This window comes from Halovenus halobia, assembly GCF_051414135.1.
GTDB lineage: Archaea > Halobacteriota > Halobacteria > Halobacteriales > Haloarculaceae > Halovenus > Halovenus halobia.
The window spans coordinates 587780-606369 of the sequence record NZ_JBLKOA010000001.1 but is presented as its reverse complement, the minus strand read 5'-3'; the positions used below and the strand labels follow the sequence as shown (position 1 = coordinate 606369).

Here is an 18590-nt window from a genome sequence, read left to right as displayed (position 1 = left end):
ACGAGGAAGCACAACTGTCACGCACAGGCAACGAACCACACTGGCTGCAACTGATCAACATGTCATACAAACTTCCGAGCGAGGCTGACGAATGGGTGCAAGAGTATATGAAAAAACTGAACGAGTCCGACCAGTACACCCACGCTGGTGAAGGATGGGGTGTCGGGTTCAACGGCGACTTCCTGTTCGAGATTGAACCGGACGGGACCTACGACGGCGAGCCGGTTTACATGTATCTCGAACTGAAAGACGGCGGCTGTCTCGACGCCTTCGTGACGACGGACCCTGAAAGCGAAGATTACGGATTCGCGTTCCGGGGTGGCTACGAGAAGTGGAAACAGCTCACCAACGGTGAGATCGACCCTGTCGAAGGGATGATGGACGGGACGTTCGACCTCGACGGCGACATGCAAAAGGTGATGCAGTACAGTCAGGCAGCGATTGTGATGACTGAGACTGCGGGCCAGGTCGACACCGAGTTCGAGTACTGAGTCCACAGCGTTATTTTCTTCCCGGCCGGACGGTGGGACAATGAGAGCAGTCGAGTTGCAGCTGTTACCCGAGGGTGGCTCATTCCCCGGCATCGACACGACATTTTCCAGCCTTGGAGCTGTCTCTCGGGACGCCGTGATGAATCTCGGCTGGCACAGCGATGGCTCGTATACGCTGCTCTATCGACTCACGGCCCAATCACTGGACCCGTTGCGCGAAGCGATCGAATCCAACGAGGATGTCCAACAGTACGAACTGATCGTCGAAGACGAGACGAACGTCTACGCCTTTCTGCACGTCTCGGAGCACGAGGTACTGAGTGAACTACTCACGATTACCGAGGAACACGCGCTGTTGCTCGAACCGCCCTTTCGGTTCACCGAACGTGGCGTCCGCGTGACGGTTGCGGGCGAGCAAGCGTCGTTGCAGAGAGCCTTCGACGACGTGACCGACCGGATTGCAGTCGATGTCGAGTGGATGGGCGGCTACTCGCCCGACCGAGCAGATACGATCGGACGGCTCACTGAGCGCCAGCGCGAAGCGCTATCGACCGCGCACGAACTCGGCTATTACGAGACACCCCGGGAGGTCTCTTTCGAGGAAGTAGCAACCGAACTCGATTGTGCGTCGAGTACAGCGAACGAACTGCTCCGTCGAGCCGAGTCGAAAATCATCGACGCTGTGCTCGCCGAGTAACAGTCGTCGTAAATTCAGGACCCGACTGTTGTGAGTGGCGTAAACCAAACGGTCGGAAGTGATTACCAGAGTTGTTGATTCACTCACTGTAGCCGGTAGAATTTTACTCCGACCGCCAGAAGAAGTGTGTATGACAGACAGCGAACGGACAGGGGCGGAGTTGTTCGTCGAGACACTCGAACAGTATGGTGTCGAGCATATCTTTGGGAATCCGGGGACGACGGAACTACCGATAGTTCACGCCACCGAAGATACTGACCTCGAGTATATTCTCGGACTTCACGAGGACATCGTGACAGGGATGGCCGGGGGCTACGCCAGCACGCGGCGATATCACGCACACAACGCGGGGGGCGGGATGGGCAACAGCGACACGCTGCCACTGGGTGTTGCGAACCTCCATCTCTCCGCTGGGCTGGCACACGGCCTCGGCAATATCTACGCCGCAGCGGTTGCTGGCGCACCAGTACTGGTCACGGCTGGCATCCACAGCACAGATTTCCGCCACGAGGAACCCATCCTCTCTGGTGACCTCGTCGAGATGACAGACCAGTTCACGAAGTGGTCCGACGAGGTTCGCTCGGTCGAGGCGATGCCAACGATGCTCCGCCGAGCGGTCCGGACAGCGTTGACCCCGCCGACGGGACCGGTCTTTCTCGCACTTCCGCTCGACCAGATGCTCGCAGAAACAGACGCTGAACCGGAACGACTCGGAACAATTCCAGACGGCGGCCGCGGCGACCCAGAGCAGGTGGCACACGCGGCAGACCTGCTCTCTGAGGGCGAGGACATCGCGATGGTGCTCGGCGACGGCGTGGCCCGCTCCGGCCGCGACGCAGTCAATGACGCCATCGCGCTGGCGGAAGCGGTCGGCGCGCGTGTTCACGGCGAGATTCTGGCCTGTGAGGTCAACTTCCCGACCGACCACGACCAGTGGGTTTCCTACATCCCGCCCGAAGAAGGGCTGGCGCGAACGCTGATGAGTGCTGACGTGCTCCTGCAAGTCGGCTGTTCGACAAATACGACGCTCACCCGCCACGAGGGTGAGCTGATACCCTCGGAGACGACCTGTATCGACATCAGCGACGACGCGTGGCAAGTCGGGAAAAACCAGCCCGCCGACGCCGCCGTCATCGGCGACCCGGGCCGGGTGATGAGCGAACTGGCGGACATTCTCGCGAGAGATTTGCCTGACGAGACCAGAGCAAATCGCCTCGAATCCGTTGCTGCGCGCCGTGAGTTCGTCGGCGCGAAGATGGAGGCGATGGGTGAGGGCGACGCGACTGACGACCCCCGGCCCTCGAAGGCTGACCTGGTCGACGCAATGGAAGACGTTGCCGGTGATTCCTACATCGTCGACGAGGGCGTCACGGCAAAGTACGCGATGCTCACCCGCTGGAGCCTCGAACCGGACCAGTACATCTCGAACAAGGGGGGCGGACTGGGCTACGGCCTGCCCGCGTCTATCGGCGCGGCGATTGCTGAAGAGACACAGGACGAGCCCCGCGATGTGATTGGCTTCATCGGCGACGGTTCGTATCTCTACTATCCACAGTCGATTTACTCGGCGGTGCGCCACGACGTCGACCTGTCGGTTGTTATCCCCGACAACCGCAACTACCGGATTCTCAAGGACAACACGCTGGCCATCATGGGCGGCGAGGAAGACGACTACGAGTTCGTCGGGATGGACTTCGACCCACCTGTGGACATCGTGAAAAACGCCGAGAGCCACGGCGCAACGGGCCATCTCGTCGAGTCACCTGAAGAGATTGCCTCGACAATCGCCGAGGCAGTCGACAGCGACGGGACGGACGTGGTCGACGTGCTCGTTCACGACTGATTGGTCTGGGCGTTTGTTATTCGAGTCCGAAAGAAAAGCGAGTCTTCGAGAAGGCGAACAGCCGAATTAGCCGAACATCTTCCGCATCATCGGGTGCATCTCCATCAACTGCTCTTCTGCAATCTCCTCGTAGAGCTTGTAGGTGATGGAGACTGTCAGCAGCAGTCCCGTTCCGGTCACGCCACCAATCGTCCCGAGCATGTTCGCCATGACAGCGAGCAGGCCGACCAGTGCGCCGCCGATGATAGTCACCTGCGGGATGTACTGGTCGAGCACTCGCTCGATACTCCGGGTGTTCTGGCGGAAGCCAGGAATCTGCATCCCGGAGCCGTGAATCTGTTTGGCCGTCGCTTCCGGCCCCATATCGGTCGTCTTCACCCAGAAGATGGCGAAGACAGCACCGCCGACAATCATGATCGTCAGGTCGATGCTCACGCGTAGCAGAATCTCCCAGACTGCGTTCTGGCCACCGAAGCCAGCGAACCACATCCAGTCCTGGGGCGTCTGGATCGGCGACAGGAAGTAGAACAGCCCTGAGGTGGGCTGGCCAGCCCCGTCGTAGACGCCCAGCCAGGCGGGCATTCCGGCCCACTGGCCGTTCAGAATTCGGCCGAGGAACTGCACGTTCATCTGGAGTGCGCGAACGAGAATCATCGGCAGAACACTCGCGTAGATGAGTTTGACAGGGTAGCGACCCCGTGCGCCCTTGACGCGGGTGTTCGACAGTGGAATCTCGACACGGACGCTCTCGGCGTAGACGACGATTGCGAAGATTGCTACCGTCGTGAACACCGCAAGCAGCCCAACCTGCACTTCACCACCGGGACCGAGCAGGACATCCTGCAGGCCCGAGGGCGTGAGCAGGCTGCCAGAGAGTTCGCGTTCGCCGCGTGCGACGTTGATCCACGTCGCGATGATACCGTTTTCGCCGCCGAGTGTTCGCGAGCCAATCAGGCCGCCGACCATCCGCTGGCTGACGCCAGCGATAATGAACAGCCCAATCCCGGAGCCCACGCCCCATTTGCTCACGATCTCGTCCATGAACAGGATGAGAATCCCGCCGATAAACACCTGGACGAACATCAGCGCCTGCAGTGTTCCGTCGCCGACGCCGAGTGACGCCGCAACGTCTCCGGATGGTTGCAGGAACCCAGCATAGACCATTGGCAGTGCTGTCATCGCCGTCATGATGACGACAAGCAGTTTCTGCAGTCCTTGGTAGAGCACCTGGTCACGTGGGTTATTCTGCGTATCGAGTCCGAGCAGGTCGGCACCGCCGAGCAGTTGCAGGACAATGCTCGCCGTGACAATCGGGCCAATCCCGACGTGCATCAGCGACCCCTGCGAGCCGGCCAAAATTGACCGGAATCGACCGAACGCATCGGTCGATGTCCCGAGTCCGAACAACGACACGTTCGTCAGGAAAAAGTACAACACGAGAACCCCTGCGGTCCAGCCCAGTTTCCGGCGGAACGGCACGTGTCCCTCCGGACGGGCGACTGCAGGCATCCGCGTGAGTACCGGTTCGGCGGTGTCCTTCCAGCTCATATTATTCCTCGTCTGTGGATTCGTCGTCTTCGACCGGGTTTAGTGCTTCGGTCTCGCCACCTGCTGCCTCGATTTTCTCGACGGCACCCGCCGAGAAGTCGTCGGCTGTAACGGTGAGTTCGTTGCGGACCTGGCCTGCACCGAGCACCTTCACTCGGTCAGCGTCCTCTGCGTCGTCGACGATATCGCGGGCGTCGATTTCGTAGCCGCCGTCGGTCTCGTCGGCGAGTCCGTCAGCAGCCAGCAGTGGTGCGTCCTCGTCGAGTTCGCGCACGTCGATGGTGACGACCGTATCCTGTGCTTTCTCCGGCCGGGTAAAGCCCGAGCCTTCCTCGCCAAGTGGCGGGTAGTGGTGATACTCGTGTTTGTCACGTCCTGCCGCGCCGCGGCCACCACGGTGACCAGCACCGCGTCGGTTCTTCTGTGAACCGCCGCCGTGGGTCCGGGAGCCGCGCTGTCGTTTCTTTTTGTTCGTCATTATCGCATCGCCTCCAGTAGGTCGTCGAGGTGGTCTGTCTCGTGGACACCGATCTGTCCGCCGGTACTAATCGGGTTTTTCACACCATCGTGGCCACCACGAGGTGGGTGGAGCCGAAGCGTCGGGGACAGTCCAGCGTCCTGCAGTGTTGTTTCTTCCTCGACCAGTGCGGCGGCGAGGTCGGAGATATCGTCGAACTCCGTGTGCTCGCTCACCCACTCGTCGTCGATGTCAGCGTCGCCGCTTTCGGGTTCGCCGCGACGTTCGATGAGGAGTTCGACCGTCTCCTGGCTCGGTTGGCCGTGGGCGACGTAGTCGTTGACCTTCGCGATCATGCCTTCGTAGGCTGGTTCTTCGGGCACCAGTGTCGCGTGGTTGACCCGACCCAGGTTCAGCATGTCGAGCGTGTCGCGGGTGTCTTGGTTGACGTTCACTTCGCCACGGAGCTGGACGAGTGCTTTCATTCCTCGACCACCTCACGCTGCTGTTCGCGAACGCGCTGAGGCACGCGTGCCTCTGCGGCGTTTTCGAGCGCGTTGAACGTTGCCTTGGCCAGGTTCACCGTCGTCCGGGTGTTGCCGTGGCTTTTGGTCCAGGCGTCCTCGACGCCGGCCAGTTCGAGCACGTGGCCCGGCGTCTCTGCGGCCGCGAGGCCGAGTCCTTTCGGTGCTGGCTGAATCTCGACTTCGACGCTGCCGGCTTTGCCGGTCGATTTCCGAATCAGCGAGTGGTCGCCGCCGGGTTCGTCCTCCCAAGACCCGCTTCCAAGCGGAATCTTCACGAGGTTCAGCTTGCCGATGTCGATGGCTTTCTGGATTGCGCCGCCAACCTGGTCGTCACGACCCTCGGCGTAGCCGATGAGGCCGTCACGGTTGCCAACGACGACAACACAGCGGAATTTGACTCGTCGTCCCGAGTCAGTCATCCGCTGAACCATGTTGATGTCCAGTACTTCGTCTTCCAGGTCTGGAACGAGCTGGTCGACGAGCTCTGCTTCTTTCAGTGGCAGGCCCGAGTTCAGCGCCTCCTCCATCGTCTCGATTTCGCCTTCTGCCACCTTCTTGCCAAGTCGGGTCTGTGGGACCCAGCCGTCTTCAGCACTCATAGTTCAATATCCTCTTCGAGCAGTGTGTCGCGCAGTTCGTCGAAATGCTCCGGCAGCTCCGTCGCGTCGAACTCGCCGCTGTAGAGGCCGTCCTGCTGGTCGGCATACTCGGCGATGTGTTCGCCCCGGGTGCGCGGCCATTCGGCCAGCACGCTATCGTTGTGCGGGATTTCGAGTCCTGCGTCAATTGCGCCTTCCTGCACCGCGAAGACTTTGCTCCCCGGCGTCGGGGAGTTCAGGCCGATGTCGAGTACTGCTTCCTCGACACCAGCCTCGATCGCTCGCAGGCCTGCAAGCAGTCCGGTGAGGTAGGCCGCGGGCATGTTGCCCGTCGGGGCTTCCCAGCCGTACTCCGCAAGGTCCTGTGAGTGTGCGGCCGCAAGTGTGTTATCTCCCTGTGGTCCTGTCGTAACCAGCTGCGCCCTGACGTGTTTATTGCTCTTTCGAGCGACCAGTCGTGGCTTGCCGGATTTCAGCAGGCGCAACCGCTGATGGTAATCTGTTCGTGCCTCGCGGCGACGCCGCATCGGCACGGTGTATCGTGGTCCTGTTGCCATTAGATTTCACCTCTGAGTTCGTTTTCGAGATACCGCTGCATGTCCGCGACGCTGTCGAACTCGCCGCCACCGGCCTTGTTGTAGAGGTCTCGGTATGTCGAGCGGTCGATGTCGCCCTCGTCGCGGAGTTCGCGCAGGTGCTTTCGCATTGCGCGAATCTTCGATGTCCAGTCTTCTTTTTCGTTCTGTCGGGCACCCGCCGTCCCCTTCCGGGAACCGGGGCCGGTCTGGTGACCGTACGAGCGTTTCTGCTGGCGCTCGCGGGCCTGTCCACGAGAGTTGCCTGTCGGCTCTTCGGCGCGGATGGCTCCCTCGTCGACCAGTTCACGGATGTCTTCGCGGGTAATCGCTTCCGCGATGTCACCCTGCCGGTCCGGGTCGAGCCAGACTTTGTTCTTTCCAACATCGAGAACGTCCGATGCAAGTCGCTTCTGTGCGCTCAAGTCCGTCATTCTACTTCAACCTCCACGTACGTTGGGTTGAGGACGCGAATGCCCTCGTCTTCTGCAACCTCTTCGATTCGCTCGCGTTTCCGTCCACCAACTTTCGAGGCGATTCGGACTGCTTCGGTGTCACCGTCGACACCCTCCAGGTCGTCCACGTTGTGCACGCGAACTTCCTCGAAACCGGATGGATGGAGACCACGGACGGCTTTCGGCGTCCGGAAGCCAGCCTGCACGGTATCGCCTTTTCCTTTGATACCGCGGCGCTGTTTCGACAGCGTGCCTTTTGGCGAGCGCCAGGAGGTCGGCACCCGCTTTTTCTTGTGGTGGTCCTGTCGGTCGAACTGCGGTGTGCCAACACGGCGCCGTTGGCTGAGCAGTTCTTTCTCTCGGTCGTCCAACTCCGGCGTCTTGTCGGCAAGTCCCCGGGGCTGGAGTTCGGTCTCGACATCTTCGTCTTCGTCGGTTTCCTCGTCTTCGACTTCTGCGTCGACTTCGTCGCTCACGTCGAGGTCGCCAACGTCGGCTTTGATTCGGGCGGCAAGTGCCATTCCGACACCGTTGGTTTCTGCGAGCTCGTCCTGGCTCGCGCCGCGAATCTTGTCGACAGTGTCGAAACCGGCGTCTTCGAGTGCGTCGGCCTTCGAGGCACCGACGCCGCTGATGTCGGTGAGCTCTTCGATTTCGTCTTCGGTGTCGGCCTCGTCGTCGGACTCGGCTTCCGCCTCGTCGTCTTCAGGTTCGAGTTCGTCGATTTCGGCCTCGACGCCAACACTGACTTCGACCTCGTCGGTTTCTGCTTTCAGCCGGGCTGCAAGTGCCGTCGAGATTCCCTCGACGTCCTGCAGTTGGTCCTGGCTGGCCGCGGCGATGTGTTCGGGCGACTCGTAGCCCGACTCACGAAGCGCCCCGGCTTTCTCTTCGTCGATACCGCCGAGTTCAGTAAGTTCGTCTGCCATCAGGCGTCACCTCGGTTTGGTTTCTGTGTGATGTAGACGCCGTCTTGGAAGACGCGAACGTCCTTGTCCGTCACACGCGTTAGCTGCTCGATATCAGCTGCTGTCTGTCCGACTGCCTCGATATCCGGTCCGTTCAGCGTGACGAATTCGCCGTCGATTTCGACGTCGGTGTCACCGTGAATCGGAGCGGTTCGAGGCGCTTTCTCGCCGAGGAAGTTATCGATGACAACTTCGCCGTCTTGGACGGCGACGTCCATCGGGAAGTGAGAGTAGAAGACTTCCATCTCGTACTCCCAGCCCTCGGTCACGCCGTGGAACATATTCTGGACGTGACTCTCGAAGGTGCCCAGCGTCGACATCGTCTTGGCGTCATCTTCGTCGCTCGCGATGACCACTGCGCCGTCTTCGATACTGACGGTAATGTCTGGGTACCAGAGGCGTCGCGTGACGCTTCCGTTCTGGCCTTCGACAGTCAACTCGAGATGGTCCATCTCGGCGTCGACTTCGTCTGGAATCTGTAGTGTGGTTTCTGGCATTGTTCAGTATACGTATGCGATGACCTGTCCACCAATTCCCTGCTCTCGGGCCTCGTAGTGGCTCATGATGCCGTGTGAGGTGGTGACGATGAGTGTCCCGTAGTCACGGGCCGGGAGGAATCGCTTCTCCCATTTCTCGAACTCCTCGGCACCAGCCGAGTAGCGTGGTTTGATGGGGCCACATTCGTTGATTGCGCCTTTCAGTTCGACCTCGAATTTACCGGCTCGTCCATCGTCGATGCGCTGGAAGCCGTCGATATAACCACGGTCGTACAGCACTTCGAGCACGCTGCCGATTTCGTTCGAGGCGGGTGATACGTCCTGTGTGAGATGGCCAACGCTCCCGCCGTTATCGATTGCGGACAGCGCGTTGGCCAGTGGGTCGTTTCCTGTCATGAGTACTTCTTGAACCCCATAGACCGGGAGACTTCGCGGAAACACTGTCGACAGAGCCAGATGTCGTACTTGCCGACGAGGCCCTGTTTGCGGCCACAGCGCTGGCACTCCCGCAGCTGCTCAGTGCGTTTCGCGGCTTGCTCGCCGGTAGACTCTGCTTCCTGTTCGCTCTCGCTCATTGCTGGTCCTCCATCATTCGTTGACCTCCGCGTCGAATGTCGTCTCGACGTATGTGACGGCGTCGTCGATGCTGAGTCGGTGCGCCGACGGAATCGACCGCGAGCCTTTGTCGCGTTTCGCAACGCGGTAGCCCGGTCGGACGAGGTTGACCGTCACGTCCAGTCCGTAAATTCCGATTGTCGGGTCGTACTCCTGGCTCGGGAAGTCGGTGTGTTCCTCGATACCGTAGCTGAAGTTACCCGTATCGTCGAACTGAGCGCGGTCAATCTCGACCAGATCGAGCGATTTCTCGAGGAACTCCTCGGCACCGTCGTCACGCAGCGTGACCTTCGCGCCGATTGGGTCGCCCTCGCGGATGTTGAACTCCGGTTTGGTGGCCTTGGCGGTCGTTCGGACCGACTGCTGTCTGGTGATCTCTTCGAGGATCTCCTCAGCCTGTGCGAGTGGCTCACCACCCTGGCCGACGCCCATGTGAACGACGACTTTCTCGACACGCGGTTCGCGCATCGAGTGGAATTCGCTTTCAGTTTCGGAACTCATGCGTCATCACCCTGCTCGCGGTTGTCACCGCTCGCTTCCGAGTCGGAATCCGACTCGCTCACGAAGTTCTCGTCGATGACGACGATGTATTCCTCGACAGTCTCGAAGCGACCGTCGGCCGAGACTGGCGCGTCCTCTTGCTCGACGAGGACGTTGTTCTGTGAGCTTCCCGGCGTAACCTGAATCTCGTCAACTTCGCCAATCTGACCGGCGTGTGCCCCGTCGACAGCCGTCACGAGCGCCCCCTCTTCGTACTCGAAGTGGGCCACGATTTCATCGTCGTCGTTGGCGATGACAATCGAGTCTTTGACGTCGTAGTCGCTGCCTTCTTCGACCAGCAGCGTGTGGCCATCGTGCAGGGTCAGTTGAACGTCGCCGCCGGGTACGTTCGACTTCTGGGCGATTTTGCCGAGTTTGCTCTGTGCCGATTCCTCGTCGATAGGGGTCAGCGAGAGTCGTCCGCCTTCGTCGGGGAACACGCGGTAGTACTCCTCGCGTTCGTCGAAGGCGACGATGTCGAACATCCCGACTGGACGCTCCTCGTCGCTGATTTCTTTCCCGTTAATCTCGACGTTGCCTTCGTTCAGTGCGTACCGTGCTTCTTTGCGACTGTCGGCGTAGCCGAGTACGTCCCGCAAGATGATGAGCAGGGGAACCCCCGACTCACCGTGTGGCCCGGCGTCGGCCTTGACCGTGAAGGTCTCTTCCTTTCGCTCGACGGGCCAGCTATTTGGGACGGACAGTCGTTTCTGGTGTTTCGTCATTCGTTATCCTCCGTAGCTTCGAGACGCTCTTCGCGCAGGTCGTCAGAGAGGTCGAGGTCTGTCACGCGTAGATTGCTCGCGTCGAGCGGTCGCGGGACTTCCTCGCCGTCTGCGGTCTCGATGGTCACGTCTTCGACGTGGACCGCTGCGTCTTTGAGGTCGACGTTGACGACTTCGCCGTCTTCGCCAGCGTCGTCGCCGCGAAGCACCTCGACGGTGTCGCCGGTGTTGACCCGCACCGAGCGGGTGTCGTACTCCTCACGTAGGTCGTCGGACAGCGTCGCCATGACCTGGTCGTGACGCTCGTGCAGCGAAGCGCGTCGTGTTGCCGTTCGCTGTTTGTGTGGTTGTTCGCTCATATCTATACGATCATTGTCGCCGTCGAGGCAATCGACCCGAATCGCTCTGCGACTTCCCGGGCGATTGGCCCCTTGATTTCGGTTCCGCGTGGCTCTTCGTTGTCGTCGATGATGACGGCGGCATTGTCCTCGAACTGCACGCGTGTGCCGTCCGGCCGGCGGATCGATTTCCGCTGGCGGATGACAACTGCTTCGAGCACCTGCCGTCGCATCTCCGGGGTCCCTTTCGTGACCGAGACGGTGATCTTGTCACCGATGCCGGCCTTGGGATGTCGATTCAGCGTCCCCGAGTAGCCGTGGGTGCTGATAACTTTGAGTTCGCGTGCGCCTGTGTTGTCGGCGCAGTTGATCAGCGAGCCCTTTTCGAGACCCTGCGTAACGTCTGCTTTCAGGGCCTCCATCAGGCGTCACCCTCAGTTACTTCAACAACGACGTGTGATTTCGTCTTCGAGAGCGGGCGGGTTTCTGCAATTCTGACGGTCTCGCCTTCGGAAACAGGTCGCAGGACCTCCGGCACGTGGGCCGGGATCCGCGAACGCCGTTTCATGAGGCGGTCGTACTTGGGAACCTGCACGTCGTATTCCCGTTCGACGACGACCGTCTTCTCCATGTCCGTCGAGACGACTTCCCCTTTGAGGACTTGGCCTCGTACTGGAAGGTCGCCGAAGAACGGACATGTCTCGTATTCGTACTCCTCTGTGTTCTCCGGTTCTGGTGGTGTGTCTACGTCTAATCCTATCGCCATTTCGAGTCACCTCGATGTTCTGTGCGTCGTGGTGGTCGTGCGACAAGCCGACTGCCAGCCGTCGTGACCACATCGCCCGAAGGCAGTGTCCACGAGAAGTCCGCGCCCGCCTTCGGCACCTGCCGAACGCGGTCGCCGGATTCGATACCGAGCATCTGCGTCGTCTCGGTGACGCACTCGCCGCGAATCCCAACGAGGTCCGGATTCGACGCTGACCGGACCTCCACCGGGAGGCCAACGAGTTCGTGTCGTGGGAGTGTCTTCGGGTTGACTGGCATTATTCTGTGTCAGGCTGGTCGTCGTCTTCAAAATCGCCTTCCTCGGTCTGAATCGTCTTGATTCGGGCGATCGTTCGTCGCAGTTCCTTGATCCGACCGGGGTTTTCCGGCTGTGCGCCGGCCGCTTTCGCCGACACGGCGTTCAGAAGCTCTGTCTCCAGGTCTTCGAGTTCGCCCTGTCGTTCGGTCGGGGTCATGTCACGGATTTCTTCTGTGTACAGGACGCTCATTCGTCATCATCCTCCATTTCATCCATGAGCTCTTCTGCCTCTGCTTCGGTGTCTTCGTCGAGTTCCTCCTCGACGTCAGCTTCGAGGTCTTCGAGTTCCTCTTCGACATCTGCCTCGTCCGGCAGGTCTGGGTCCTCGAACTCCTCGGCAGCTTCTTCGACAACTTCCTCGTCAACCTCGGACTCGACGTCTTCCGACGCCGCGTCCGCGTCCTGCTCGTCGTCGTCGCTTTCTTCCTCGTCAGGTTCGCCGGCGAGGAGGTCTTCGACACCCTCGCCCTCGTCGACGATGTAATCCTCGACTTGCTGGTCCTCGTAGACCTCGAAGTCGTCGGGCAGTTCCGCGCCCGGTGGGATGATTTTGACCTGCACGCCGATGGTGCCGAGCTGGACAACGGCCGTTCCGATGCCGTGGTCGACAATCTCTTCGGCAGGTTCGCCGTTGTGTTTGATGTAGCCACGGTTGAACTTCTCAACGCGTGAGCGTGCACCAGTGACCTTTCCTGACAGGACGATTTCGGCACCGAGTGCGCCGGCTTCCATAATCCGGTCGATGGTCGTGTGACCGGCTTTGCGGAAGTACCAGCCGCGTTCGAGTGCGTTCGCAAGTCGGTCTGCGACAATTCGCGCGTTCAGGTCAGGTTCTTCGACTTCCTGAACGTCGACCTGCGGGTCTTCCAGCCCGAAGTCTTCTTCGAGCGTGGTGGTGATCTTGCGGATGTTCTTCCCGCCTTTGCCGATGACCATTCCTGGCTTCTCGGCTTTGAGCACGATCTGTGTGCCCATCGGCGTCTTCGCAATCTCCATCCCGCCGTAGCCGGCGCGACCGAGTTCGTCCTGGAAGAACTCGTCGATCTGGGTGCGCTGAAGTCCGTTCTCGATGAACTGGAGTTCGTCAGCCATTATTCGTCACCCTCCGTCTGTTCGAGGATCAGTTCGACGTCCACTTCCGGCGTGTTCCACGGACTCGCTCGCCCCATCGCTCGGGGTTTGCGACCCTGTGCCTCGCCGACCTTGTGGGCGGCAACGTGCTTGATTTCCATCTCTTCGCCCTCGAATCCCTGATGCTCGGCGTTACCGATTGCGTTGTTCAGGAGATCGCGGAAGGCACCGCTTGCCTTCTCGGGGAAGCGACCGGCGTCCCACCCGTCGATATCCTTGCGGTGGCCAACGCCCGAGTTGTGCTGTCGGAACGGCACCGACTGGGTGCCCTCGATGACAGCGTCGAGATACTCGACGGCGTCGCTTGCGGTCATCCCCTTGATCTCACGGGCGATGGCTTTGCTGTGCTTGTGGCTTATGTGCCGCTCCCGAAGCATCGCTTTCGCGGTTGTGTCCGGGTCGGCCTCGACTGAGTAGCTGATTCCCATGATTTATTTGAGGGGTACGAACTTCGAGGAGCGTGTCGCTCCGATGCCGGCCTGTCCGTGTTCGACCGACGTTCGGGTAAGCTGGAACTCACCCAGGTAGTGACCGAGCATCTCTGGCTCGACGTTCACTCGCTCGAAGGCCTGGCCGTTGTGGACGGCGAAGGTCAGCCCAATCATCTCCGGGACAATCGGCATGTCACGGAGGTGTGTGCGGATTGGGTTGTTGGCGGTTTCCTCCTCGCCAGCCTCGCGGGCCTCCTCGAGCAGTTGTTCTTTCTCGTAGGACAGACCACGGACAATACTTCGCCGCACGCGTGCGGGCAGCAGTTCCGCGACTTCCTCGATGCTCATCTCCTGCAGCTCCTCGACCGTGTGACCACGGTAGGTAAACTCGCCTTCGTGGCCGATTTGGTAATCTGAGCTCATTCGCTGTCACCTCTGGTGAGACTAATGAGGTCGTCGCGCGCTGTGCGTGCGACGGGACTCATCGTTCTCCACCTCGTCCGGTGCGTTTCGAGGCAATGTCCCCGACCTTTCGGCCTGGCGGGGCGTCACGCGAGATACTTTTCGGCTGTCCGGGGTGCTGGCGGCCACCGCCACCGAATGGGTGGTCGACGGCGTTCATCGCAACGCCACGCACTCGGGGCCAGACGGTCCCTCGCGATTTGACCTTGTGGTACTTCTTCCCGGCCTTGAGGACTGGTTTCTCCGTTCGACCGCCACCTGCGACAACCCCGATGGTTGCTCGGCACTGCGGGTCGAGTCGTTTGACTTCGTCGCTTGGCAACTGGACGACCGACACATTGCGGTCGTGGGTCATGAGTGTCGCGTTGACACCCGACGCGCGGGCGAATTTCCCGCCGTCGCCAGGGTTGGCCTCGACGTTACAGACCGGGACGCCCTCTGGAATCTCTGCCAGTGGGAGCGTGTTTCCGGGCTCGATAGCCGCCGAGACGCCAATCTGAATCTCGTCGCCAACTGCCACGCCTTCGGGAGCGAGGACGAGTCGACGGTCACCGTCGTCGAACTGCACGTCAGCGATGGGTGCACTGCGCGCGGGGTCGTGCTCGATGTCGAGCACTTCACCGGTGACGATGTCGGTGTCTTCGAGCTTTCGGTGGTCCATACTCGCTTTGTAACGGTGTGACGGGGCTCGGAACGTCGAGCCACCTCGGCCACGCCGTTGTCCACGAATTCGCTGTCCCATGGATTAGAACACCCCAATTCGGCTTGCGACTTCCTGGGCGTCGTGGTCATCGGAGAGCGTTACTTCGGCCTTCTTCTCACCTTTCGGCGTGATCATCGTGTTGATGTTGGTGATGGTCAGGTCGAACTGCTGTTCGACCTCCGCCTGAATCTCGTCTTTGGCCGCGTCTGTCTGGCAGATGAAGACCATCTTGTTGTCGAAGTCCATCTTGTCGACGGTCTTCTCAGTGACGTGGGGGTGTTTGATGGCGTCCATCATCTGTCAGCCACCTCCTCGACGGCACTTTCGGTCCACACGGTCAGTCGACCGGGGTGGGTACCGGGTGCCAGGTCCTCTGCGTTCAGTTCGGCGGCCGTGGTGACGTCTGCGCCAGCGAGATTTCGCGCTGCTCGCGATGGTTCCTCGCTGGTGACGAATAGGACGGATTTCGGTCGCGTGTACTTCCGGCCACGCGCCGAACCCTGTCCGGCCTTGATCTTCGTCTTGTCTGCACGCTCGATGTCGGCTTCGAGGCCGAGTGCGTCGAGCATTTCAGCCGCTTCTTTCGTCTTGTGGACGTCCTCGAAGTCGTCGGAGACGACCACTGGAAGTTCGACATCGTCGTCGAACTCGTGGCCTCGGTCTGCGACAACTTCGGCGTCGGTGGTTGCGGCGATGGCCGAGCGGACGGCCTTCTGTCGAGCCTTGTTGTTCATCGACAGCGACCGGTCCTTCTCGGGTTTCGGAGGGTGAGCTGGGCGGCCGCCCACAGTCTGTGGGACGCGCCGGCCTTTGCCACCCTCTCGTGGCACGTGGGCCTGTCCGCGGCCACTACCGAACGATTCCGCAGGCGTTCGCATCCCTGCGTACTCGTCGGCACCGTAGTCCTGTTTGCGATTCGCCTGTGCAGCGTGTACGGCCTTCTTGATAAGGTCAGGCCGGTACTCGCTTTCGAACACGTCAGGGAGATCAATCTCCCCGTCTGTGTCCCCGTCGGTTGTGCGTACTGGTACCTGCATAGTTTATCCCTGGTTCGATGCTGTCGACACGTACCGAACCTCTGGGTCGAGGCGCGGTTGGTCGTTCGGACGCACTGCGGGGCGCAGGCGGACCAGTCGTTTGTCCGGTCCGGGCACCGAGCCTTTCACAAGCGCGTACTCGTTGTCAACCTCGCCGTAGTCGATGAATCCGCCCTCGACGGTCGGGTCATCGTCTTCGCCAAGGTCGATGAGACGCTTGTTCAGTTCGGTGCGCTGGTGGTAACCCGTCTGTCCCTGCTGTGGGACCGTCGAGCGAACACGGCTTGGGTTCCACGGACCGAGGTTTCCGATCCGTCGTCGCCAGCCCTGCCGGGCGTGTTTGCCCTTTCGCTTCTGGACGCCCCAGCGTTTGACGGGACCCTGCGTCCCCTGCCCTTTCGTGATGGCAGCCACGTCGGAGTACTCTCCGGCGCGGAACACATCGTTGACGGAGTACTCGCCGTTGCCGAGTGCGTCGAGTCCGAACTCGACGCGGTCTTCGAGCGAGCCACCGCCGATGCGGTTCTCCATCACGTCAGGTTTCTTCTTGGGCACGCCGTCGACGTCGCCCGGGACGGTGTGCGTAATTGCACGTACGTCGCCGAGTCGTCCGTCTTCGAGTGCCTCGTGAATCTGTTCCTCCGAAGCGGCGCCGTTCTCAGGCACGTCGAGTGCCCGTTCGAGGTCCGAGTGAACGTCGTCGGTCCAGACCTCTGTCAGCGGTCGCTTCCCGTATGGTGTGTCTTCGTAGGCTCGGAGAGCAACAACGCGCATCGGTGGCGTCTCGACGACGGTCACCGGTACTGTCTCCTCCATCCCCTGTCGCGCAGAGTCAGGTTCGTCGTTAATCATCACGACGTGGGTCATGCCAGCTTTGTAGCCGGCGAACCCTTGGAGCGCAGGCTGGCCGTCGTCATCTGGCCAGCTATTGAAGCGAGGCGTCTCACTGGACGCTCGCTTACGCGGGCTGAAGCCCATCGAGCCTTTTCGTGGTCGTTCTGGTTGTGGCATGGTGTTAGTCCATGAGGTTCAGGCAGGCAAGTGTCCCAATCACCGCTTCTTCGGTGCGGACGACCTGACTGCCCTGGTTCGGAACCGTATTCAGCCAGAGGTCGAACCCTCCAGTCTCTTCGAAGCCCTCTTCGCGAATCTCTTCCGGCGAATTCCCGATGATTGCGGGTAGCCCCCGCTCGGGTGCGCCAAAGGCGACTGTGTACGAGTGCCCGTCCGCGTCGGCGGACTGGGCGGCGAGTTCGTCAATGCGGTCTGTCCCCAGTACCTCACCGTGCCGTGAAGCGGCGATGGTGAGTCCTGCGTCCGACCGCGACACTGCCGAATCGAGGTCCGGGGCGTCGACTGTGTAGCCAGATGGCCTGCCGACTATTTTTGCCCGGACCGGCTCTCGCGAAGAGACGTCGATGGTGACGCGCTCTCCCTCGGCCAGTTCCAGTCCGTCTGGAACGGCGAGCGAGATTGGGTGTTGCAGTCCGCAATTGACCCGGACGCGCCCATCGGATGCGGCCTTCGTCACGATTCCCTGTCTTAACGACCCCGAATCGTCGGATCCGGAGCCGGTCTGTGAGAGCGAGCGGAGCGGCGGCAAGACGCCCGCGTACGCTAGTTCGTCCCGCGTATCCCAGACCTCCTTTCGGAGTTCGGGGGGTGTTGCGGCGTACCGGAGTACGGTTTCGACGAACCCGTCGTCGTATTTCCGTTCGCCGTCGGGGTCCGGGTAGACCGACAATCGGTCGACCCTGAAGACGGTGGCCGCGCGGGCCACGTAGCCTATCTTGCGAGTTGCCTCGCGTTGGTCTTCGGCTTCCCGGGCGAGCGACGACGGCACGAGTACGCTGACGGTCATGCCGTAACGCTTCCACGTCGCGCCACTAGACTGTAGCGATCACTCTCGTACGCGAACTTAAAAAGACCCCGCTTCGTTTGCGGGCTGCGAGGCGTTCACACACGCTTTTCAGGGGGTCTGTCGCCAATTTTTCTCGGCTTACCCGTGGGAACGAGTACCGCAGCGTTTCCGGACGAGAATCGGTGAAAATAATTAATTGCCAGCGTATCGGAGTAACCAATATAGACGATGTTCTGGTTGCAGTGTTCAAAGCCGGGGAGGTGTCCCTTGATTTCGTCGGGGAGGCCTATCAGAAACTCCAATCTCGCGACGATGAGGCCGAGAACGAAGACAGGGAATCCAACTCTGTACAGTAATCACTCGTAGCCAATCTCGGCGTCCAGTTCGATGTTACTGCGGACGAATGTCGCCGTTGCCCGTGCGAGTTGGTTTCCGTCGTCGTCTTCGAGCACTGCCTCGGCGATATACTGGCCGGGATTGTCGTGGAGCACCTCGCCGCGGGCGAGCATCTGGCCTTCGGAGACCGGCCGAGTAAGGTAGAGGTTCATCTGCGTCGTGAGCAGAAAGACATCTTCGACGAGTGAATTCGCCGCGAAAAAAGCAGCGTCGTCGAGCGCCTTGAAGTAAGCCGTGCCATGCACCGCGTTGCCGGGGTGGTACAGTTTCTCCGAGACCGGTAATTCGAGCGTCGCCGCACCCTCCGAGATGTTCAGTTCGGGGTCGAAGAACTCGTTGATAGGCGCGTGGTCGTGGTACATCCGTTCCAGTTTGCGGTGGTGGTCTGTCATCGCTGGCCGTTCGACGGGGCCGGTAGTAAACACTGGGGGTACGGTGGGTGGAGACGTCGGTGCTGACACCAGCGGTGAGACGAAACTGAACGGGGTCGACCTCTCGACTGAATCTCAACTGCGTCTCTCGGATGAGTTCGACCCGTGTCCAGGCAGTATCGACGCCGGACCACGAGATATCGAGGGTGTGGTGTGAAGTCAGTTATCAGGAAAGACAT

The 18590-nt window shown here is 60.7% G+C and carries 29 protein-coding genes and 1 pseudogene; 4 read left to right on the top strand and 26 right to left on the bottom strand.

Annotation, left to right across the window (positions count from 1 at the left end; all coding sequences use genetic code 11):
• The first annotated feature begins 59 nt into the window (after positions 1 to 59).
• The 3 genes from ACMGFM_RS03370 (at position 60) to ACMGFM_RS03360 (ending at position 3031) form a co-directional block, all read left to right on the top strand.
• Positions 60 to 491: an SCP2 sterol-binding domain-containing protein gene (locus ACMGFM_RS03370; RefSeq protein ID WP_436900976.1), complete on the top strand. Its 432-nt coding sequence runs from the start codon at positions 60 to 62 to the stop codon at positions 489 to 491.
• A gap of 40 nt (positions 492 to 531) precedes the next feature.
• Positions 532 to 1188, top strand: a complete 657-nt coding sequence (locus ACMGFM_RS03365) for a helix-turn-helix domain-containing protein (RefSeq protein WP_436900975.1) — start codon at positions 532 to 534, stop codon at positions 1186 to 1188.
• A 130-nt stretch (positions 1189 to 1318) separates the two neighbouring features.
• Positions 1319 to 3031 (top strand): thiamine pyrophosphate-binding protein, encoded by a 1713-nt coding sequence (locus tag ACMGFM_RS03360; RefSeq protein WP_436900973.1) that lies wholly within the window; start codon positions 1319 to 1321, stop codon positions 3029 to 3031.
• Between the two features lie 66 nt (positions 3032 to 3097).
• On the opposite strand, the gene secY is transcribed toward ACMGFM_RS03360, so the two are convergent.
• The 26 genes and pseudogenes from secY to ACMGFM_RS03230 all read right to left on the bottom strand — a co-directional run bounded on the left by secY (position 3098) and on the right by ACMGFM_RS03230 (position 18372).
• The gene (gene secY / locus ACMGFM_RS03355) at positions 3098 to 4579 is read right to left on the bottom strand and encodes a preprotein translocase subunit SecY (protein ID WP_436900971.1); all 1482 of its coding nucleotides are present in this window, start codon (positions 4577 to 4579) and stop codon (positions 3098 to 3100) included.
• Position 4580: 1 nt separating this feature from the next.
• Positions 4581 to 5057 carry an uL15m family ribosomal protein gene (locus ACMGFM_RS03350; protein ID WP_436900970.1) on the bottom strand — a complete coding sequence of 159 codons (477 nt, stop codon included), beginning with the start codon at positions 5055 to 5057 and terminating at the stop codon, positions 4581 to 4583.
• The gene (locus tag ACMGFM_RS03345) at positions 5057 to 5521 is read right to left on the bottom strand and encodes a 50S ribosomal protein L30 (protein WP_436900969.1); all 465 of its coding nucleotides are present in this window, start codon (positions 5519 to 5521) and stop codon (positions 5057 to 5059) included. The genes ACMGFM_RS03350 and ACMGFM_RS03345 overlap by 1 nt, the downstream gene beginning before the upstream one ends.
• Positions 5518 to 6162: a 30S ribosomal protein S5 gene (locus ACMGFM_RS03340; RefSeq protein ID WP_436900968.1), complete on the bottom strand. Its 645-nt coding sequence runs from the start codon at positions 6160 to 6162 to the stop codon at positions 5518 to 5520. The genes ACMGFM_RS03345 and ACMGFM_RS03340 overlap by 4 nt, the downstream gene beginning before the upstream one ends.
• The gene (locus ACMGFM_RS03335; protein WP_436900967.1) at positions 6159 to 6719 is read right to left on the bottom strand and encodes a 50S ribosomal protein L18; all 561 of its coding nucleotides are present in this window, start codon (positions 6717 to 6719) and stop codon (positions 6159 to 6161) included. The genes ACMGFM_RS03340 and ACMGFM_RS03335 overlap by 4 nt, the downstream gene beginning before the upstream one ends.
• Positions 6719 to 7171 (bottom strand): 50S ribosomal protein L19e, encoded by a 453-nt coding sequence (locus ACMGFM_RS03330; protein ID WP_436900966.1) that lies wholly within the window; start codon positions 7169 to 7171, stop codon positions 6719 to 6721. Before ACMGFM_RS03330 ends, ACMGFM_RS03335 begins: the two co-directional genes overlap by 1 nt.
• A complete protein-coding gene (locus ACMGFM_RS03325) occupies positions 7168 to 8121 on the bottom strand; it encodes a 50S ribosomal protein L32e (RefSeq protein WP_436900965.1) in 954 nt (317 codons plus the stop codon). The genes ACMGFM_RS03330 and ACMGFM_RS03325 overlap by 4 nt, the downstream gene beginning before the upstream one ends.
• Positions 8121 to 8657 carry a 50S ribosomal protein L6 gene (locus ACMGFM_RS03320; RefSeq protein ID WP_436900964.1) on the bottom strand — a complete coding sequence of 179 codons (537 nt, stop codon included), beginning with the start codon at positions 8655 to 8657 and terminating at the stop codon, positions 8121 to 8123. Before ACMGFM_RS03320 ends, ACMGFM_RS03325 begins: the two co-directional genes overlap by 1 nt.
• A 3-nt stretch (positions 8658 to 8660) precedes the next feature.
• Positions 8661 to 9053 (bottom strand): 30S ribosomal protein S8, encoded by a 393-nt coding sequence (locus ACMGFM_RS03315; RefSeq protein ID WP_436900962.1) that lies wholly within the window; start codon positions 9051 to 9053, stop codon positions 8661 to 8663.
• Positions 9050 to 9232 (bottom strand): 30S ribosomal protein S14, encoded by a 183-nt coding sequence (locus ACMGFM_RS03310; protein WP_436900960.1) that lies wholly within the window; start codon positions 9230 to 9232, stop codon positions 9050 to 9052. The genes ACMGFM_RS03315 and ACMGFM_RS03310 overlap by 4 nt, the downstream gene beginning before the upstream one ends.
• A gap of 13 nt (positions 9233 to 9245) precedes the next feature.
• Positions 9246 to 9773, bottom strand: a complete 528-nt coding sequence (locus ACMGFM_RS03305; RefSeq protein ID WP_436900959.1) for a 50S ribosomal protein L5 — start codon at positions 9771 to 9773, stop codon at positions 9246 to 9248.
• Positions 9770 to 10537 carry a 30S ribosomal protein S4e gene (locus tag ACMGFM_RS03300; protein ID WP_436900958.1) on the bottom strand — a complete coding sequence of 256 codons (768 nt, stop codon included), beginning with the start codon at positions 10535 to 10537 and terminating at the stop codon, positions 9770 to 9772. Before ACMGFM_RS03300 ends, ACMGFM_RS03305 begins: the two co-directional genes overlap by 4 nt.
• On the bottom strand, positions 10534 to 10896 hold the full coding sequence (gene rplX / locus ACMGFM_RS03295) for a 50S ribosomal protein L24 (protein ID WP_436900957.1): 363 nt from the start codon (positions 10894 to 10896) through the stop codon (positions 10534 to 10536). Before rplX ends, ACMGFM_RS03300 begins: the two co-directional genes overlap by 4 nt.
• A gap of 2 nt (positions 10897 to 10898) precedes the next feature.
• Positions 10899 to 11297 carry a 50S ribosomal protein L14 gene (locus tag ACMGFM_RS03290; protein WP_436900956.1) on the bottom strand — a complete coding sequence of 133 codons (399 nt, stop codon included), beginning with the start codon at positions 11295 to 11297 and terminating at the stop codon, positions 10899 to 10901.
• Positions 11298 to 11308: 11 nt separating this feature from the next.
• A pseudogene (locus ACMGFM_RS03285) lies at positions 11309 to 11641 on the bottom strand (30S ribosomal protein S17); the annotation flags it as partial.
• Positions 11632 to 11919: a ribonuclease P protein component 1 gene (locus tag ACMGFM_RS03280; protein WP_436900954.1), complete on the bottom strand. Its 288-nt coding sequence runs from the start codon at positions 11917 to 11919 to the stop codon at positions 11632 to 11634. The gene ACMGFM_RS03280 and the pseudogene ACMGFM_RS03285, both read right to left, overlap by 10 nt.
• Positions 11919 to 12149 carry a 50S ribosomal protein L29 gene (rpmC, locus tag ACMGFM_RS03275; protein ID WP_436900953.1) on the bottom strand — a complete coding sequence of 77 codons (231 nt, stop codon included), beginning with the start codon at positions 12147 to 12149 and terminating at the stop codon, positions 11919 to 11921. The genes ACMGFM_RS03280 and rpmC overlap by 1 nt, the downstream gene beginning before the upstream one ends.
• Positions 12146 to 13051 (bottom strand): 30S ribosomal protein S3, encoded by a 906-nt coding sequence (locus ACMGFM_RS03270; RefSeq protein WP_436900952.1) that lies wholly within the window; start codon positions 13049 to 13051, stop codon positions 12146 to 12148. Before ACMGFM_RS03270 ends, rpmC begins: the two co-directional genes overlap by 4 nt.
• The gene (locus tag ACMGFM_RS03265; RefSeq protein ID WP_436900951.1) at positions 13051 to 13518 is read right to left on the bottom strand and encodes a 50S ribosomal protein L22; all 468 of its coding nucleotides are present in this window, start codon (positions 13516 to 13518) and stop codon (positions 13051 to 13053) included. Before ACMGFM_RS03265 ends, ACMGFM_RS03270 begins: the two co-directional genes overlap by 1 nt.
• 3 nt (positions 13519 to 13521) lie before the next feature.
• Complete coding sequence (locus ACMGFM_RS03260) at positions 13522 to 13944, bottom strand: 30S ribosomal protein S19 (protein WP_299273475.1); 423 nt, start codon at positions 13942 to 13944, stop codon at positions 13522 to 13524.
• Positions 13945 to 14002: 58 nt separating this feature from the next.
• Positions 14003 to 14725, bottom strand: a complete 723-nt coding sequence (locus ACMGFM_RS03255; protein WP_436900950.1) for a 50S ribosomal protein L2 — start codon at positions 14723 to 14725, stop codon at positions 14003 to 14005.
• A 3-nt stretch (positions 14726 to 14728) separates the two neighbouring features.
• Positions 14729 to 14980 (bottom strand): 50S ribosomal protein L23, encoded by a 252-nt coding sequence (locus tag ACMGFM_RS03250; RefSeq protein WP_436901733.1) that lies wholly within the window; start codon positions 14978 to 14980, stop codon positions 14729 to 14731.
• The gene (gene rpl4p / locus ACMGFM_RS03245; RefSeq protein ID WP_436900948.1) at positions 14980 to 15723 is read right to left on the bottom strand and encodes a 50S ribosomal protein L4; all 744 of its coding nucleotides are present in this window, start codon (positions 15721 to 15723) and stop codon (positions 14980 to 14982) included. The genes ACMGFM_RS03250 and rpl4p overlap by 1 nt, the downstream gene beginning before the upstream one ends.
• A 3-nt stretch (positions 15724 to 15726) precedes the next feature.
• Positions 15727 to 16734 carry a 50S ribosomal protein L3 gene (locus ACMGFM_RS03240; protein ID WP_436900945.1) on the bottom strand — a complete coding sequence of 336 codons (1008 nt, stop codon included), beginning with the start codon at positions 16732 to 16734 and terminating at the stop codon, positions 15727 to 15729.
• Between the two features lie 4 nt (positions 16735 to 16738).
• Entirely contained in the window at positions 16739 to 17584 is an 846-nt protein-coding gene (locus ACMGFM_RS03235; RefSeq protein WP_436900942.1) for a putative RNA uridine N3 methyltransferase, read from the bottom strand.
• A 356-nt stretch (positions 17585 to 17940) separates the two neighbouring features.
• Positions 17941 to 18372 (bottom strand): PaaI family thioesterase, encoded by a 432-nt coding sequence (locus ACMGFM_RS03230; protein ID WP_436900941.1) that lies wholly within the window; start codon positions 18370 to 18372, stop codon positions 17941 to 17943.
• 43 nt (positions 18373 to 18415) lie between these two features.
• Between ACMGFM_RS03230 and ACMGFM_RS03225 the strand changes: the two genes are divergently transcribed.
• Positions 18416 to 18568, top strand: a complete 153-nt coding sequence (locus ACMGFM_RS03225; RefSeq protein ID WP_436900940.1) for a hypothetical protein — start codon at positions 18416 to 18418, stop codon at positions 18566 to 18568.
• The last annotated feature ends 22 nt before the right edge of the window (positions 18569 to 18590 follow it).

Coding starts and splice junctions, on each gene's coding strand:
- ACMGFM_RS03340 (WP_436900968.1), bottom strand. CDS start 6,162: ATGAGTGCTGAAGACGGCTGGGTCCCACAGACCCGACTTGGCAAGAAG.
- ACMGFM_RS03325 (WP_436900965.1), bottom strand. CDS start 8,121: ATGGCAGACGAACTTACTGAACTCGGCGGTATCGACGAAGAGAAAGCC.
- rplX (WP_436900957.1), bottom strand. CDS start 10,896: ATGAGCGAACAACCACACAAACAGCGAACGGCAACACGACGCGCTTCG.
- ACMGFM_RS03280 (WP_436900954.1), bottom strand. CDS start 11,919: ATGCCAGTCAACCCGAAGACACTCCCACGACACGAACTCGTTGGCCTC.
- ACMGFM_RS03250 (WP_436901733.1), bottom strand. CDS start 14,980: ATGGACGCCATCAAACACCCCCACGTCACTGAGAAGACCGTCGACAAG.
- ACMGFM_RS03350 (WP_436900970.1), bottom strand. CDS start 5,057: ATGACGAACAAAAAGAAACGACAGCGCGGCTCCCGGACCCACGGCGGC.
- rpl4p (WP_436900948.1), bottom strand. CDS start 15,723: ATGCAGGTACCAGTACGCACAACCGACGGGGACACAGACGGGGAGATT.
- ACMGFM_RS03300 (WP_436900958.1), bottom strand. CDS start 10,537: ATGACGAAACACCAGAAACGACTGTCCGTCCCAAATAGCTGGCCCGTC.
- ACMGFM_RS03365 (WP_436900975.1), top strand. CDS start 532: ATGAGAGCAGTCGAGTTGCAGCTGTTACCCGAGGGTGGCTCATTCCCC.
- ACMGFM_RS03305 (WP_436900959.1), bottom strand. CDS start 9,773: ATGAGTTCCGAAACTGAAAGCGAATTCCACTCGATGCGCGAACCGCGT.
- ACMGFM_RS03310 (WP_436900960.1), bottom strand. CDS start 9,232: ATGAGCGAGAGCGAACAGGAAGCAGAGTCTACCGGCGAGCAAGCCGCG.
- ACMGFM_RS03290 (WP_436900956.1), bottom strand. CDS start 11,297: ATGGAGGCCCTGAAAGCAGACGTTACGCAGGGTCTCGAAAAGGGCTCG.
- ACMGFM_RS03240 (WP_436900945.1), bottom strand. CDS start 16,734: ATGCCACAACCAGAACGACCACGAAAAGGCTCGATGGGCTTCAGCCCG.
- ACMGFM_RS03255 (WP_436900950.1), bottom strand. CDS start 14,725: ATGGGACAGCGAATTCGTGGACAACGGCGTGGCCGAGGTGGCTCGACG.
- ACMGFM_RS03235 (WP_436900942.1), bottom strand. CDS start 17,584: ATGACCGTCAGCGTACTCGTGCCGTCGTCGCTCGCCCGGGAAGCCGAA.
- ACMGFM_RS03345 (WP_436900969.1), bottom strand. CDS start 5,521: ATGAAAGCACTCGTCCAGCTCCGTGGCGAAGTGAACGTCAACCAAGAC.
- rpmC (WP_436900953.1), bottom strand. CDS start 12,149: ATGAGCGTCCTGTACACAGAAGAAATCCGTGACATGACCCCGACCGAA.
- ACMGFM_RS03330 (WP_436900966.1), bottom strand. CDS start 7,171: ATGACGGACTTGAGCGCACAGAAGCGACTTGCATCGGACGTTCTCGAT.
- ACMGFM_RS03230 (WP_436900941.1), bottom strand. CDS start 18,372: ATGACAGACCACCACCGCAAACTGGAACGGATGTACCACGACCACGCG.
- ACMGFM_RS03320 (WP_436900964.1), bottom strand. CDS start 8,657: ATGCCAGAAACCACACTACAGATTCCAGACGAAGTCGACGCCGAGATG.
- ACMGFM_RS03265 (WP_436900951.1), bottom strand. CDS start 13,518: ATGGGAATCAGCTACTCAGTCGAGGCCGACCCGGACACAACCGCGAAA.
- ACMGFM_RS03270 (WP_436900952.1), bottom strand. CDS start 13,051: ATGGCTGACGAACTCCAGTTCATCGAGAACGGACTTCAGCGCACCCAG.
- secY (WP_436900971.1), bottom strand. CDS start 4,579: ATGAGCTGGAAGGACACCGCCGAACCGGTACTCACGCGGATGCCTGCA.
- ACMGFM_RS03335 (WP_436900967.1), bottom strand. CDS start 6,719: ATGGCAACAGGACCACGATACACCGTGCCGATGCGGCGTCGCCGCGAG.
- ACMGFM_RS03370 (WP_436900976.1), top strand. CDS start 60: ATGTCATACAAACTTCCGAGCGAGGCTGACGAATGGGTGCAAGAGTAT.
- ACMGFM_RS03260 (WP_299273475.1), bottom strand. CDS start 13,944: ATGAGCTCAGATTACCAAATCGGCCACGAAGGCGAGTTTACCTACCGT.
- ACMGFM_RS03315 (WP_436900962.1), bottom strand. CDS start 9,053: ATGACAGGAAACGACCCACTGGCCAACGCGCTGTCCGCAATCGATAAC.
- ACMGFM_RS03360 (WP_436900973.1), top strand. CDS start 1,319: ATGACAGACAGCGAACGGACAGGGGCGGAGTTGTTCGTCGAGACACTC.